This window comes from Microvirga yunnanensis (assembly GCF_025460875.1).
This window is the reverse complement of record NZ_JAMXFI010000088.1, coordinates 18,545-32,395: the sequence shown is the minus strand read 5'-3', so window position 1 is coordinate 32,395 and position 13,851 is coordinate 18,545. Positions and strand designations below refer to the sequence as shown.

General features: G+C 66.6%; 15 protein-coding genes and 2 pseudogenes. 11 read left to right on the top strand and 6 right to left on the bottom strand.

The features are described from left to right. The 4 genes from NF876_RS30705 to NF876_RS30690 all read left to right on the top strand — a co-directional run. Nucleotides 1–479, top strand: a 479-nt coding sequence (locus NF876_RS30705; RefSeq protein ID WP_315975093.1) for a carboxyl transferase domain-containing protein, incomplete at its 5' end; no start/stop codon positions are given. A 353-nt stretch (nucleotides 480–832) separates the two neighbouring features. Further along, entirely contained in the window at nucleotides 833–1,999 is a 1,167-nt protein-coding gene (locus tag NF876_RS30700; protein WP_262272053.1) for an OpgC family protein, read from the top strand. Beyond that, nucleotides 1,902–2,753 (top strand): SGNH/GDSL hydrolase family protein, encoded by an 852-nt coding sequence (locus NF876_RS30695; RefSeq protein ID WP_444939752.1) that lies wholly within the window; start codon nucleotides 1,902–1,904, stop codon nucleotides 2,751–2,753. Before NF876_RS30700 ends, NF876_RS30695 begins: the two co-directional genes overlap by 98 nt. 108 nt (nucleotides 2,754–2,861) lie before the next feature. Continuing rightward, entirely contained in the window at nucleotides 2,862–3,950 is a 1,089-nt protein-coding gene (locus NF876_RS30690; protein ID WP_262272051.1) for a PLP-dependent cysteine synthase family protein, read from the top strand. A 206-nt stretch (nucleotides 3,951–4,156) separates the two neighbouring features. On the opposite strand, the gene NF876_RS30685 is transcribed toward NF876_RS30690, so the two are convergent. Further along, a complete protein-coding gene (locus tag NF876_RS30685; protein ID WP_262272050.1) occupies nucleotides 4,157–4,774 on the bottom strand; it encodes an alpha/beta hydrolase in 618 nt (205 codons plus the stop codon). Nucleotides 4,775–4,913: 139 nt separating this feature from the next. Next, nucleotides 4,914–5,843: a ring-cleaving dioxygenase gene (locus tag NF876_RS30680; RefSeq protein WP_262272049.1), complete on the bottom strand. Its 930-nt coding sequence runs from the start codon at nucleotides 5,841–5,843 to the stop codon at nucleotides 4,914–4,916. A 320-nt stretch (nucleotides 5,844–6,163) separates the two neighbouring features. On the opposite strand from NF876_RS30680, the gene NF876_RS30675 reads away from it, so the two are divergent. The 5 genes and pseudogenes from NF876_RS30675 to NF876_RS30660 all read left to right on the top strand — a co-directional run bounded on the left by NF876_RS30675 (nucleotide 6,164) and on the right by NF876_RS30660 (nucleotide 9,851). Next, nucleotides 6,164–6,577, top strand: a complete 414-nt coding sequence (locus tag NF876_RS30675) for a hypothetical protein (protein ID WP_262272048.1) — start codon at nucleotides 6,164–6,166, stop codon at nucleotides 6,575–6,577. Between the two features lie 113 nt (nucleotides 6,578–6,690). Next, nucleotides 6,691–8,157: pseudogene (locus NF876_RS30670) on the top strand (acetyl-CoA carboxylase biotin carboxylase subunit); the annotation flags it as partial. Then, on the top strand, nucleotides 8,143–8,691 hold the full coding sequence (locus NF876_RS43575) for a biotin/lipoyl-containing protein (RefSeq protein WP_373696744.1): 549 nt from the start codon (nucleotides 8,143–8,145) through the stop codon (nucleotides 8,689–8,691). The pseudogene NF876_RS30670 and the gene NF876_RS43575, both read left to right, overlap by 15 nt. Before the next feature lie 180 nt (nucleotides 8,692–8,871). Continuing rightward, nucleotides 8,872–9,285: pseudogene (locus NF876_RS30665) on the top strand (gamma-glutamylcyclotransferase family protein); the annotation flags it as partial. Nucleotides 9,286–9,557: 272 nt separating this feature from the next. Next, nucleotides 9,558–9,851, top strand: a complete 294-nt coding sequence (locus NF876_RS30660) for an acylphosphatase (RefSeq protein WP_262272046.1) — start codon at nucleotides 9,558–9,560, stop codon at nucleotides 9,849–9,851. Here NF876_RS30660 and NF876_RS30655 read toward each other — a convergent pair. Beyond that, complete coding sequence (locus NF876_RS30655; protein ID WP_262272045.1) at nucleotides 9,848–10,258, bottom strand: rhodanese-like domain-containing protein; 411 nt, start codon at nucleotides 10,256–10,258, stop codon at nucleotides 9,848–9,850. The genes NF876_RS30660 and NF876_RS30655 overlap by 4 nt on opposite strands. Nucleotides 10,259–10,328: 70 nt before the next feature. Here NF876_RS30655 and NF876_RS30650 point away from each other — a divergent pair, with 70 nt between their 5' ends. Together NF876_RS30650 and NF876_RS30645 are read left to right on the top strand one after the other, a co-directional pair. Beyond that, nucleotides 10,329–11,021, top strand: a complete 693-nt coding sequence (locus tag NF876_RS30650) for a DUF599 domain-containing protein (RefSeq protein ID WP_262272044.1) — start codon at nucleotides 10,329–10,331, stop codon at nucleotides 11,019–11,021. Then, the gene (locus NF876_RS30645; protein WP_262272043.1) at nucleotides 11,014–11,292 is read left to right on the top strand and encodes a DUF3253 domain-containing protein; all 279 of its coding nucleotides are present in this window, start codon (nucleotides 11,014–11,016) and stop codon (nucleotides 11,290–11,292) included. Before NF876_RS30650 ends, NF876_RS30645 begins: the two co-directional genes overlap by 8 nt. Here the strand turns inward: NF876_RS30645 and NF876_RS30640 are convergent. The 3 genes from NF876_RS30640 to NF876_RS30630 all read right to left on the bottom strand — a co-directional run bounded on the left by NF876_RS30640 (nucleotide 11,256) and on the right by NF876_RS30630 (nucleotide 13,715). After that, nucleotides 11,256–12,086, bottom strand: coding sequence for a YdcF family protein (locus tag NF876_RS30640; protein ID WP_262272042.1), 831 nt, complete (start codon nucleotides 12,084–12,086; stop codon nucleotides 11,256–11,258). The genes NF876_RS30645 and NF876_RS30640 overlap by 37 nt on opposite strands. Before the next feature lie 176 nt (nucleotides 12,087–12,262). Beyond that, on the bottom strand, nucleotides 12,263–12,967 hold the full coding sequence (locus NF876_RS30635) for a ribonuclease activity regulator RraA (RefSeq protein ID WP_262272041.1): 705 nt from the start codon (nucleotides 12,965–12,967) through the stop codon (nucleotides 12,263–12,265). Between the two features lie 94 nt (nucleotides 12,968–13,061). After that, nucleotides 13,062–13,715 (bottom strand): glutathione S-transferase family protein, encoded by a 654-nt coding sequence (locus NF876_RS30630; RefSeq protein WP_262272040.1) that lies wholly within the window; start codon nucleotides 13,713–13,715, stop codon nucleotides 13,062–13,064. Nucleotides 13,716–13,851: the final 136 nt, after the last annotated feature.

Here is a 13,851-nt window from a genome sequence, read left to right as displayed (position 1 = left end):
ACATCCCGATCGTCACCTTCGAGGACGTGCCGGGCTTCCTGCCGGGCACCGCGCAGGAATATGGCGGCCTCATCAAGCACGGCGCCAAGCTGCTCTTCGCCTATTCCGAGGCGACCGTGCCGCTCGTCACCGTGATCACGCGAAAAGCCTTCGGCGGCGCCTATGACGTGATGGCCTCGAAGCATATCGGCGGCGACATCAACTACGCCTGGCCAACGGCGCAGATCGCCGTGATGGGCGCCAAGGGCGCGGTGGAGATCATCTTCCGCCAGGATCTCGGCGACCAGGACAAGATCGCGGCCCGCACCAAGGAATACGAGGACCGCTTCATGTCGCCTTTCGTGGCGGCCGAACGGGGCTACATCGACGAGGTGATCATGCCCCATTCCACACGCCGGCGGATCGCCCGGGCGCTGGCGATGCTCCGCCACAAGGAGAGCGAGCGCCCCTGGAAGAAGCACGACAATATTCCGTTGTGACGGCAGGTGAGGGCCACGACGACCCTCACGAGCCGACGGGCGATCTCCATCCCCATGACACATGCCCGCAGCGCACGGCCTAGAGGATCGGACCCGAAAGTGGACCCACTTCAGGGATCCGTTCCGATGCTCATCCCTTACAAGCGCGCATCGTTCCGTGCGAAAAACCGGGTCCACGTTTCCGCACGATGCGCGAGGCCACGCGCGCTGCTCTGTCACGCTTGCCTCGCCAAGCTTGAATTGGGATAGGGACTCAAGGGCCGAATCCGTCTCGAAGAGTTGATGACGACCGTCGGACCCCATTGCCTTTGTCCGGCATTCTGACGTCATCCGAAGAACCGCGAGGGTTGGGAATGCACGCCTCGAGAGGCCGCAATACCGTGATCGATTTCTGGCGTGGGCTCGTCCTCGTCATCATCTTCGTGAATCACGTTCCGGGCAATGTTCTCGAGCACCTGACCCCGCGCAATTACGGTTTTTCCGACGCGGCGGAAGCCTTCGTCTTCATTTCCGGCCTGTCCGTTGCCCTCGTGTATTATCCGAAACTGCCGCAGAGCGGGATTCTCGGCATTGCCCGGCGGTGCGTCCGACGCTCGTTCGAACTCTATCGCACGCACCTCGTCATGACCGGGATAGCCATCGCGCTGTTCTCCGTCGGCTATGTGCTCAGCGACGATGTCGGCTTGCTCGAGGCCCATGGCCGCGGCGCAGTCTTCGACGACACGGCACGCGGCATCACGGGGGTTCTCCTGCTCGGCCACCAGCTCGGCTACTTCAACATCCTTCCGCTCTACATCGCCCTGATGCTCTGGGCGCCGGTGGCCATGGTCCTGATGCGCATTCACGTCGTCTTTGCCGCTGTCGTGTCCCTCAGCCTCTACGCGCTGGCGCGGTCCGACGTCCTCGCACTGCCGAGCTGGCCCGAGCCGGGGAGGTGGTTCTTCAATCCCTTCGCCTGGCAGCTCCTTTTCACCTTGGGGATTTTTACGGGAGCCTTGCTGTCGGAAAAGCGAGTGCCCTACCGGCGTCCGGCATTTCTGGCCTCGATCGCGATCCTGGTCGCCTCCCTGGTTACCATGACGAATGCGTTCGGATTGGCGCCGAACCTGCTCTGGAGCGCCTTCGTCAATATCGACATCATCAAGAGTGATCTTGGTCTGGGCCGTCTGATCCACTTCCTCGCCCTGGCCTATGTGGTGACGCAGCTTCGCCTCGGTGAGGCGTTGCAAGGAACTGTCTTCGGCGCCGAGTTGAGCCGTCTCGGACGCAACGCCCTGCCGGTCTTCGCCGTCGGGTCCATCCTGAGCGCCTTCGGGGAGGTCACGATGACGCTCGCGGCCGTGAAGTCGTCCGCTAGTCCGCACATCGTCGGTATGGTATTCACCGTGTTCGGCATCCTCGGACTCCTCCTGCTGGCACGATATCTCGAATGGAAAAAGAAGGGCTCGCCCGCTTCCGGGCAGGAGCGGACCGGAGAAATCGGCCTCGTCCCGGCCTCGTCCGGACGGCTGCCGCGGTAGCGTTCTTTTCCTCGCCGGCTGGGGCGGTCCCACCCTGGCCGGGAATCCCGGGTGTCAGGCTCACGGGCCGGTCGTCTCCGCTCCGGTGGACGTGGCCCGCATCGGCGCGAGGCTTCGGCGCCATGAGGCTGTCCGAATTCTCGCCATCGGGTCCTCCTCCACGCAGGGAATCGGGGCGTCCTCGCCGGCATTCTCATATCCGGCTCAGCTCGAGTCGAATCTCGGCCGGTTGTGGAAGCACTCTGTTCATGTGGAGAATGCCGGGAGGGCGGGAGAGACGATTTCCGAGACGGTCGGACGCCTTGAAGCGTCTCTCGGGTCGGGTGCGCCCGATCTCGTCATCTGGCAGGTCGGGACCAACGATGCGGTCAATGGGGGCGATGAGGGCCAATTCTCCGCTCTCCTGAAGCGGGGGATCGACGCCGCACAGGCCCTGGGCATCGCGGTGCTTCTCGTCGACCAGCAATATTACCCTGCGATCAAGGATCTCGGGCAGTATGAGCGCTTCGTCAGCCTCGTTGGCGCGACGGCCTCGGCCGAGCAGGTGCCCGTCTTCTCGCGCTACAGGCTGATGAAGACTTGGAGCGAACAGGCGCCCGATCTTCTCGCCTCCATGTTGTCCGCCGACGGCTTCCATATGGGCGACCGCGGCTATGACTGCATGGCGCAGCTCCTCGCCGACGGCCTCGTCGCCATGGCGACGCCGGCAGGCGCTGCTTCACGCCCTGCGGTCACGGCCGCGGCGCACCCGTAGACGGGTCCTGGAGACCATTGCGTTTGGCTTCCAAGGTCGGATAATGCATCTCCTCGACCTGACCCGGCCGGATCCCGCCCGGGCACTTTCGGCGAGGCCCATCGAGACATGTTCCTGAAGACCGCATGCGACCGCACCTGGGTCTCCACCGCCATCCAGATCATCGAGGCGGATTTCAACCGCTCGTCCGACACGCACCTCCTGCGGGTGCCTCTGCCGGCCGTTCCGGGCGTGGAGCTCTACGTCAAGGATGAGTCGACCCATCCTTCGGGGAGCCTGAAGCACCGGCTGGCCCGGTCGCTGTTCCTGTATGGGCTGTGCAACGGCTGGATCGGACCGACGACCACCATCGTCGAGGCGTCGAGCGGGTCGACGGCCGTTTCGGAAGCCTATTTCGCCCGGATGCTGGGCCTGCGCTTCATCGCCGTGATGCCGCGATCGACCTCGGTCGAGAAGATCGCGCAAATCGCCTTCTACGGCGGGGAAAGCCATTTCGTGGACAGTCCGGCCGAGATGTACGCGGAAAGCGCGCGCCTCGCCGACGAGCTCGGCGGCCATTACATGGACCAATTCACCTATGCCGAGCGGGCGACGGACTGGCGCGGCAACAACAACATCGCCGAATCCATCTTCAGCCAGATGTCGCACGAAGACCACCCGATCCCGAGCTGGATCGTCGTGGGGGCGGGGACGGGCGGCACATCGGCGACGCTCGGCCGCTACATCCGCTACCGCCGCCTGCCGACGAAGCTCTGCCTCGCGGACCCGGAGGCTTCCGTGTTCCATCGCCACCTCGCGGACCGGGCCGTGTGCAGCGTGTCGGAGCCGCCCTCGGTGATCGAGGGCATCGGCCGTCCCCGGTGCGAGCCGTCCTTCGTGCCGGAGCTCATCGACCGCGCCTTCTCCGTGCCGGATTCCGCCAGCATTGCCGCCGCGCGAGTTCTGTCGCGGCGCATCGGGCGCTCCTGCGGCGGCTCGACCGGGACCAACCTGTGGGCGGTCGCGCAGGTGATCGGCGAGATGGTGCGCAAGGGCGAGCGGGGCTCGGTCGTGACGCTGCTCTGCGATTCCGGCGAGCGCTACCGCAGCACGCATTTCGACGACGCCTGGCTCCAGGGCAGGGGCATCCACATCGCGCCGGCCGAAGAGGCCATGGAGCGGTTCTTCGAGACGGGTGTTCTCACGCCGGACGGATAGCAGGCGCCGACCTCACCCTCGGGAGGTTGGTCGGGCACCTGCCTCCCGGGTCATGGCCGGGCTCGTCCCGGCCGTCCCGATGCGGTGGTGCTCCGGCGCTTTCCATGATCGGGATCACCGGCGCAAGGCCGGTGATGACGAGGATGGGGCGAGAATGGGGAAGGTCCAACCGGGCGTCAGGTTGCGGGCCGCATGGAGCGAAGGCCTCAACGGCCCGCGTCGGCGAACCATCTCACCAGCAGCTGCAGGTCGGTCTGCGACAGGTTGTGGCCCGTGGGCAGCACCTGATGCTGAACGTCCGCGCCGGCTCCCGCCAGCGTCGCGGCAAGCCGCTTCGCATTGTCCGCCGGGATGATCGGGTCCATGGCGCCCGAGGTCATCAGCACGCGCTTGCCGGTCAGATCCGTCGGGGGCATCTCGGACAGGGGCACCATGGATCGCAGCAATGCGGCGCCGGAGAGCGCCTCGGGGCGCAGCATCAGCATGGCGGCCGCGATGTTGGCCCCATTGGAGAAGCCCACCGCCACGGGCGCCTCGAGGCCGTAGGCCCGGCGGGCCTCGGCGACGAAGTCGGCGAGCTCGTTCGCGCGGAACTTCACGTCCTCCTCGTCGAACACGCCCTCCGCGAGACGGCGGAAGAAGCGCGGCATCCCGTTCTCCAGGATCTTGCCGCGCGGGGAGAGCAGAGCGGATCCGGGCGAGATCGTGCGGCCGAGGCCCAGGAGGTCGTTCTCGTCCCCGCCCGTGCCGTGGAGCAGGAGCAGCGGCGGACGGTTCGGGTCCGTGGCGGGTTCGTAGCGGTGGATGAACGACAGTTCGGTCATGGTTTCATTCCATCAAACGCGTGGTGCGTTGTCCCGCCCTGGCGGGGACGGGCAGGGGTGAGGTCGTCGATGGGAGACGTGCGCCTGACAGGATCCTCATGGCCGGGACAGGCCCGGCCATGAGGAAGGACGGCGCCCTTCAGGCCAGTTCAGGCAGGTGGGACTCGATCTCGCTGCGACGCGGCTCGAGGAAGGCCGGGAGCTTCAAGGTGGCGCCCAGGCTGTCCTGAGGCTCGTCGACGGCGAAGCCGGGCTCGTCGGTGGCGATCTCGAACAGGATGCCGCCGGGCTCCCGGAAATAGACGGACCGGAAGTAGTTGCGGTCCTTCTGCTCCGTCGTCTCCAGGCCGTGATTCTCGGCGAGCTTCCTCACCATCTCGGCCTCCTCGGCATCGTCCCGGGCCCGGAAGGCCACGTGGTGGACGGAGCCGCCCCCCGACCGGCCCGGCAGGAAGCCGCCGGCGCTGCGGATGTCGACCGTGCCGCCCATGAGGGCGTCGGTCTTGTAGCGCACCAGGGAGCCGTCGCGGGCCGTCTCGCGGAAGCCGAACACGTCGGTCAGGATCGCGCCGGTGCGCTCGCCGGTCTCCACGAGGAGCGTGACGCCGTCGAGGCCGCGGACCGCATGCTCAGCCGGGATGCCGTCGACCGTCCAGGCGGGCTCGCTCTCCGCATTCGGGGCGCCGACGAGCGCGAGGCTCGTGCCGTGCGGATCCTTGAAGGTGAGCACGCTCTGGCCGAAGCGCTTCTCCACGGTTCCATGCTCGACGCCCTGCTCGATGAAGCGATGCGCCCAGAAGCCCAAGGACGACTCGGGCACCCGGAACGAGGTCTCCTGGGTCGACCCGATCCCGCTGCGTCCCGGCGCGACATGCTCCCACGGGAAGAACGTGAGGATCGAGCCCGGCTGCCCGAGGCTGTCGCCGAAGTACAGATGATAGGTGCCCGGGTCGTCGAAGTTGACGGTCTTCTTGACGAGGCGGAGGCCGAGCACGCGGGTGTAGAAATCGAGATTGCGACGGGCCGGGCCGGCAATGGCCGTGACGTGATGGATACCGTGGTGCCGCATGGGACTGTTCCTTAACGGGCAAGCGCGGATCTGCGCTGCGTTGACGAGAACATAGGTACCATCGCGGGGCGCTGAAGTGTGGAAAGGGCGACCTTGCGGGATTGCAAAGCTCCTCATTCCATTGCCGGCAAATCCGCGGAATCACTTGAGAATTCAGCACGGCAAGATTCCGGCAACCAAAGTCGCTCAACAACGCTTAACCTCAACGGCGATTCAGCGTGTCGCATTAACGGTTTCCGCCGCCCATCCGTGGGAGAGTCCGCCTCGGACAAGCGATCAACCGGCTATCGGCCAAAGAATAGCCGGCGGGAGTCAGACGGATGATGAAGGATCAACTTCGCGATTTCATCGACAGGGTCTCCGAAATCAGGCACGTCACGGACGAGGACGTGACGATGCTTCAGGGCGAGATCCTGGAGGGCCACATTGGCAGCCGTCTCGAGGTCGAGTCCCTGCTGGCGCTCGATCGCGTCGTGGATGCCGCGGAGAGCTGGGGCCCGGCCCTGACAAAGCTCGTGGTCGATTTCGTCGTCTGGCACCGGGCTCCGCACGGCGTGGTCAGCAACGACGATGCCTTCTGGCTCGCCACCCTGCTGGAGGTCAGCGGCCCCTCACCGAACGCCATGAACATCGCTTATGCCATCCTGGACGAGGCCGGCTATGTGGATGTGGCGCTGCTCGATTTCATCATGCGCGGACGCCAGCAGGCGAGGCTCTCCCAGATCGCCGCCTGAGGGCAGCGCCCCATCTAACGCTAAATGCTGAATCGGCCCCGCTTCCCCAAGGCACGGATGTGCAGTAACGGAGGTGGGGCTAAGTTCTGTTTGGGTGGAGCGTTCGAGGGTTCATGTTCGACAAGATCCTGATTGCGAACCGGGGCGAGATCGCGTGCCGGGTCATCAAGACCGCCCGGCGCATGGGCATCAAGACCGTGGCGGTCTATTCCGATGCCGACCGGGATGCCCTCCACGTGGAAATGGCCGACGAGGCCGTGCCTATCGGACCGGCCGCGGCGGCCGAGTCCTATCTCGTGATCGAGAAGATCATCGAGGCCTGCCGGGCGACGGGCGCCCAGGCGGTCCATCCGGGCTACGGCTTCCTGTCCGAGCGCGAGGCGTTCCCGAAGGCCCTGGCCGAGGCCGGCATCGTGTTCATCGGCCCGAATCCCGGCGCTATCGCGGCCATGGGCGACAAGATCGAATCCAAGAAAGCCGCGGCCGCCGCCAAGGTGTCGACCGTGCCGGGCTATCTCGGGGTGATCGAAGGCCCCGAGCAGGCGGTCCAGATCGCCGGCGAGATCGGCTACCCGGTCATGATCAAAGCCTCGGCGGGCGGTGGCGGCAAGGGCATGCGCATCGCCCACTCGGCCGGCGAGGTCGCCGAGGGCTTCGCCCGCGCCAAGTCGGAGGCGGCAAGCTCCTTCGGCGATGATCGGGTCTTCATCGAGAAGTTCATCACCGATCCGCGCCACATCGAAATCCAGGTGCTCGGCGACAGGCACGGCAACGTGATCTATCTCGGCGAGCGCGAGTGCTCGATCCAGCGCCGCAACCAGAAGGTCATCGAAGAGGCGCCGTCGCCGCTCCTCGACGATGCCACCCGCCGCCTGATGGGCGAGCAGGCGGTCGCGCTCGCCAAGGCCGTGGGCTACGATTCCGCCGGCACGGTGGAGTTCGTGGCCGGCCAGGACAAGTCGTTCTACTTCCTCGAGATGAACACCCGCCTTCAGGTGGAGCATCCGGTGACCGAGATGATCACCGGCATCGACCTCGTGGAGGAAATGATCCGCGTGGCCGCCGGCGAGCCCTTGAGGCTGACCCAGGCGGACGTGAAGCTGAACGGCTGGGCGGTGGAGAGCCGAATCTACGCGGAAGACCCGGTCCGGAACTTCCTGCCTTCGACGGGCCGCCTCGTCACCTATCGCCCGCCGCGCGAGGGCGAGCACGGCGGCGTGACGGTGCGCAACGACACGGGCGTCTACGAAGGCGGCGAGATCTCGATCTACTACGATCCGATGATCGCCAAGCTCGTCACCCATGCCCCGACGCGCCTCCAGGCCATCGAGGCCCAGGCGACCGCCCTCGATGCCTTCGCCATCGAGGGCATCCGCCACAACATTCCGTTCCTGTCGGCCCTCATGCAGCATCCGCGCTGGCAATCGGGCCAGCTGTCCACCGGCTTCATCGCCGAGGAGTTCCCGCAGGGGTTCAAGGTGCCGGCCCCGGAGGGCGAGGTGGCCCTGCGCATGGTAGCCGTGGGCGCCGCCATCGATCACCTGCTCAACGAGCGCAAGCGGCACATCTCCGGCCAGATGCGGCAGGCTGCGAGCGTGCAGTTCGACCGCGAGCGGGTCGTGCTCCTGGGCAAGGAGCGGCATGAGGCCGTGATCGAGGACATCGAGGGCGGCTTCGCGGTGGTCATCGACGGCCAGGCCTGGCCGATCGTCTCGGGCTGGGTGCCCGGTCAGCCCGTCTGGAACGGGACGGTCGGCGGGGAGCCCGTCGCCTTCCAGGTGCGGCCGATCCTCAACGGGGTCGTCCTGTCCCATGCGGGCACCTCGGCCGACGTGCGGGTCTACACGAAGCGCGAGGCTGAACTGGCGGCCCTGATGCCGGAGCGGCTGGAGGCCGATACGGGCAAGCTCCTGCTCTGCCCGATGCCGGGGCTCGTGAAGGCGATCAGCGTGAGCCAGGGACAGGAGGTCAAGGCCGGCGAGCCCCTCTGCATCGTGGAGGCCATGAAGATGGAGAACGTCCTGCGCGCGGAGCGCGACGGCACGATCTCGAAGATCCACGCCAGGGAGGGCGACAGCCTGGCGGTCGACGCGGTGATCATGGAATTCGCATAAGGCGGACACATTCGCTCGTTACTTTGCCGCCCATTCCGTCCTCGGCCCGCCATGGCCGGGCTTGTCCCGGCCATCCCGATGGTTCGAAGCGCCGCGCCTTTTCGAGCGTCATCACCGGCACAAGGCCCGCGATGACCCGGCGGGGATCGTCGGCCGGCAACGAAGAAAGCGCTCGCGCCCATGCCCCTCTATTTCGCCTATGGCTCCAACATGGACCGGGCCGCCATGCTCCAGCGGTGCCCGGCCTCGAAGCCGGTCGGTCTCGCGCGGCTCATGCGGCACCGCTTCATCGTCTTCGACGAGGGCTATGCCACCGTGGTGCGCGATCCGCAGCGGACGGTCTGGGGGATGGTCTGGGATCTGGCCCTGGCGGACGTGCCCGCCCTGGACCGCTACGAGAGCCTGTCGACGGGCCTTTACACCAAGGTCGTCCAGCCGGTGGTGACCGAGCAGGGGCCGCGCCGGGCGATCGTCTATATCGGACGGAGCACCAAGCCGGGGACGCCGCTCCCGGGCTATATGGAGGGCGTGGTGGAGGCGGCCCGGCATGCCGGCCTGCCCGAGGACTACATCCGGAGCCTGGGCGTCTGGCTGCCGAAGGCCCAGGCTGGCGCACCCGTGCCGCAGCAACCCAAGATCCGCCCCCTCTGGAACGCACCATCGGGCACGATGCCCAAGCCTCGATGATGGGCCCGCACCTGAGAACCCGCCGCTTTCGGCCGCTTGCCGGGCCGTCCGCTGAGCTCGAACCGGACAAAATCCGGTTCGCGGTGGATCCGCCGAATGCAGTTCGTATTATCCAGACGGTGAATGAGGATCACGGTGGGTGACGCACGCTCGCCCACCCTGCGGAGCGCTGAGGGACGATGACCGAGAGCCGAACGTCGCATGTTCTGATCCGTGGGCACGTCCAGGGGGTGAGCTTCCGTGCCTGGACGCAACATCAGGCGGAGCTCCACGGGCTCAAGGGCTGGGTGCGCAACCGGCGCGACGGCACGGTCGAGGCCGTGTTCTCAGGGCCGGACAATCTCGTGGAGGTGATGCTGAAGGCCTGCCGCGAGGGGCCGGCGGGCTCGCGCGTGGAAAAGCTCGAGATCCTGGCTCCCGACGACCTTGAGTTCAACGCTTCCGGGCGCTTCGAGATTCGCGGGACGGTTTAACCCCTCGACGGCGCGCCGGTCTCGACGGGGCCGCCGGCCTTCTTCCAGGCCGTGAAGCCGCCCTCCACATGGGCCACCGGCTGCAAACCCATGTCCTGTGCGGCGGCGGCCGAGAGCGCCGAGCGCCAGCCCGCGGCGCAGAAGAACACGAAGGTCTTGTCCTGGGCGAAGACCGGTTTGTGGTAGGGGCTTTCCGGATCGATCCAGAACTCGAGCATGCCGCGAGGGCAATGCACGGCCCCCGGCACGCGGCCCTCCCGTTCGAGCTCCCGCGGGTCGCGCAGGTCCACGAAGACCACGTCCTCGCGGCCGTGCAGAGGCAGGGCCTCGGCGATGGAGAGCGTCCGGATCTTTGCATGGGCTTCGTTGAGCAATGTCTTGTAGCCGCGGGTGATGGTCTGAGGCATGAAGGGTCGATCCCCATTGAGGCTTCCCACAAACTGGGCAAGATGGCGGCGGAGTCAATCGGAGGAACGGGTGCTGGGTTTCACCAATCTCGATTACGGGGCGCTGGCCTTCTTCCTGATTGCCTGGATCGGCTACCACGCCGCGCTCGAGCTCACGCCGGCCGGGCAGAAGAGCCTGAACAAGCTGATGAACCAGTACCGCTATCGCTGGATGGAGCAGATGGTGGTGCGGGAGAACCGGATCGTCGACACCACGATCATGGCGTCCCTGATGAACGGGACAGCGTTCTTCGCCTCGACGTCGCTCATCGCCATCGGGGGCGTTCTGGCCCTGCTGCGCTCGGCCGATTCCGTTCTGCCGCTGTTCGCCGACCTCCCGTTCGGAGAGCCGCCGACAAGGCTGGCCTGGGACGTGAAGGTGATCGGGCTCGCGGTGATCTTCGTCTACGCCTTCTTCAAGTTCGCCTGGTCCTACCGGCTCTTCAACTACATGGCGATCATCGTCGGGGCGGTGCCCGTCCTGAAGGAGAACAGCCGTGACGAGGCCCTGGCCGTCGCCCGTCAGGCGGCTGCGATGAACGCGGTGGCCGGCAAGCATTTCAACCGTGGACAGCGCGCATTCTTCTTCTCGCTCGCCTATCTCGGCTGGTTCGTGAGCGCCCATCTCTTCATCGGGGCGACGGCCGGCGTCCTGCTCGTCATGTGGCGGCGCCAGTTCCTGTCCGATGCCCACGACGCAGCCTTGAGGTCCACAGATGTCTAAGCACGCAAATCCCGAGGAACTCGAGGCCGCCCTCCTGACGCTTCTCGAGGAGCGGGGCCCCGGACGGACGATCGGTCCCGCCGACGTGGCTCAGGCCATCGGGGGAAACCAGCCGGACGGATGGGGGCCCCTGATGCAGCCCGTCCGGAAGGTGGCGGTGCGCCTGATGAAGGAAGGCCGCATCGTCATTCTGCGCAAAGGGCGGCCCGTCGATCCGGACGATTTTCGCGGAACCTATAGGCTGGCGCTGCCGACCGGTCCGGAATCCTGAGCCCCGGGGAAAAGGCGCGACGTGCGCCCGGTCGCGTAATAGCCGATCAGCCCGGCCCATTCCTTGGTGCCCAGATCGAGCCGCCGCAGGCCTTCCGAGATGAAGCCGAAGGGGCGGTGATTGTTGCCTCCGCCCCCGGTGCGGAAATCGACCGGATAGGGGGTGATCGGGAAGTCGCTTTTTTCGAACACGCCGACCGCCCGCGGCATATGCCAGGCAGACGTCACGAGCAGCCAGCGCTCGCTCTCATGCGGCTTCGCCAGATCACGCGAGAAGAGCGCGTTCTCCGAGGTCGTGCGGGATCGATCCTCCACCAGGATGCGGGTCTCGTCGATGCCGATGCTCTTCAGATACGCCGCGATGATGGGAGCCTCGGCCGCGCCGTCGCCGAAGACCGTGCCGCCGCCGCCGGAGATCAGGATTCGGGCGTTCGGGTAGCGGTGCGCGAGTTGGATCGTGTCGAGGACGCGCTCCGCCGATTCGTTCGACACGATCATCCCGCGGGAGGCCGAATCCGCCGCCTCGACGGATCCGCCGAGCAGGATGATTCCCTCCACGGGCCTGCCATCGTCCCGGAAGGCCGGAAACCGCTCCTCGAGCGGCAGCAGGATGTAGTTGGCGATGGGCAGAAGCCCCAGGGCGATGGTCGTCAGGGTGAAGACGAGGCTCAGGCCGATGCCGAAGGAGCGCAGCCGCTTGAAGAGGGCCAGGACCAGCCCGAGCAGGACGAGGCTGATCAGGAGATTGGACGGCGTGGCGAAGAACCACGCGACTTTCGAGACGTAGTAGAACACCCGCTGTCCTCAGGTTCGATGCCTCGCCGGACGTTCGCTCCCCACGTCATCACCGGCCTTGTGCCGGTGATCCCGATGGCTTGGGGCGCGGCGCTTCACGCCATCGGGATGGCCGGGACAAGCCCGGCCATGACAGGAGAGAAGCGCTTGCATGCGCACCTTGAAGAACCGAAGCCTCAAGCCTTGTTCAGCTCGGCCTCGTAGCGCGCCTTGGTCTCGGCGTTCGGCGGATACAGGCCGGGGAGGGGAACGCCCTTCTCGACCTCGCGCATGACCCAGAGCTCATAATGCTCCTGAGCGACGGCCGCCTTGGCCACCTCGTCCACCATGGCGGCCGGGATCACCACGACGCCGTCCCGGTCGGCGACGATCACGTCGTCCGGGAAAATGGCGACGCCGCCGCACCCGATCGGCTCCTGCCAGCCCACGAAGGTCAGGCCGGCCACGGAGGGCGGTGCCGCGACGCCCGCGCACCAGACCGGGAGATTCGTGCCCTCGACACCGACCGCATCGCGCACCACGCCGTCCGTGATGAGGGCGGCGACGCCGCGCTTCTTCATCCGGGCGGTCAGGATGTCGCCGAAGATGCCCGCATCGGTGACGCCCATGGAATCGACCACCGCGATGCAACCCTCCGGCATGTCCTCGATGGCAGCCCGGGTGGAGCGCGGGGAGGCCCAGGATTCCGGCGTCGCCAGATCCTCGCGGGCCGGCACGAATCGCAGGGTGAAGGCGCGACCGACCATCTTCTCCGTGGCGTTGAAGGCCGGCATGGGTCCCTTCATCCAGCAGCGGCGGACGCCCTTCTTCAGCAGCACGGTGGTGATCGTGGCCGTGGAGGCGGCGCGCAGGGCATCGGCGATGGTCTTGTCGAGGGTCATGGCTGTTTCCTGACGTTGAGATAGGCTTTCATAGCGGGCCATGGCCCCGCACGCTACCGCGGCGGAGCACCGCCAGGCGCAACTCCGTCGTGCGTCAGTCGCGGTCCGGCGCCCCAAGCGGGAAGTACCCGCGATAGGGCCGTGCCTCGTCCACCGCACGGGCGAAGGATGGGCGGGCCAGCAGTCTTCTCCGATAGTCCCGGACGTGCGGGAAGGCCTCCCCGACGGGATGCGCCCAGTCGGCATAGAAGAGCGAGGGGGCCGCGGCGCAATCGGCCAGGCTGAACGTGCGTCCGGCCGCCCATTCGCGACCGGCGAGCGTCCGGTCGAGCCAGCCATAGGCCCGGTCGAGCATCGCCCGCGCCTCCTTCACGCCGTAAGAATCGCGATCCGGCTCCGGACGGATGCGGTCGAGGACGATCTTCTGCATCGGCGTGGCGACGTAATTGTCGAAGAAGCGATCCAGAAGCCGCACGGCGAGAGCCTCCCGCGGGTCGTCCGGGATCAGCCGCGCCAGACCGGGGTAATGGAGGCAAAGATGCTCGATGATGATCGTGGCTTCCATGACGGTCCGGCCATCGTCCACCAGCACGGGGAACCTCTTGATCGGCCAGAGTGCCTCCAGCTCCGTGCCGTTCCTGGCATCCTCGAGCGTCCGGTACTCGAACGGAGTGCCGTTCTCGTAAAGGGCGATCAGGACCTTCTGACAGTAGGACGAGAAGGGATGGGCATACAGCGTCGGGGTCATCGGGGCCTCTCGGCTCTGCTAGAGCATCGGACGTGAAAAGTAGCACCACTTTTGGGATCGGATCCGATGCTCTCTTCCTTAAGCGGCGCATCGTTCGGGGGGGGGGGGCGGGGGGGGGGCCGCGCGAAGAGGGGGA

Coding starts and splice junctions, on each gene's coding strand:
- NF876_RS30645 (WP_262272043.1), top strand. CDS start 11,014: ATGTCTAAGCACGCAAATCCCGAGGAACTCGAGGCCGCCCTCCTGACG.
- NF876_RS30655 (WP_262272045.1), bottom strand. CDS start 10,258: ATGCCTCAGACCATCACCCGCGGCTACAAGACATTGCTCAACGAAGCC.
- NF876_RS30675 (WP_262272048.1), top strand. CDS start 6,164: ATGATGAAGGATCAACTTCGCGATTTCATCGACAGGGTCTCCGAAATC.
- NF876_RS30660 (WP_262272046.1), top strand. CDS start 9,558: ATGACCGAGAGCCGAACGTCGCATGTTCTGATCCGTGGGCACGTCCAG.
- NF876_RS30680 (WP_262272049.1), bottom strand. CDS start 5,843: ATGCGGCACCACGGTATCCATCACGTCACGGCCATTGCCGGCCCGGCC.
- NF876_RS30630 (WP_262272040.1), bottom strand. CDS start 13,715: ATGACCCCGACGCTGTATGCCCATCCCTTCTCGTCCTACTGTCAGAAG.
- NF876_RS30690 (WP_262272051.1), top strand. CDS start 2,862: ATGTTCCTGAAGACCGCATGCGACCGCACCTGGGTCTCCACCGCCATC.
- NF876_RS30700 (WP_262272053.1), top strand. CDS start 833: ATGCACGCCTCGAGAGGCCGCAATACCGTGATCGATTTCTGGCGTGGG.
- NF876_RS30685 (WP_262272050.1), bottom strand. CDS start 4,774: ATGACCGAACTGTCGTTCATCCACCGCTACGAACCCGCCACGGACCCG.
- NF876_RS30635 (WP_262272041.1), bottom strand. CDS start 12,967: ATGACCCTCGACAAGACCATCGCCGATGCCCTGCGCGCCGCCTCCACG.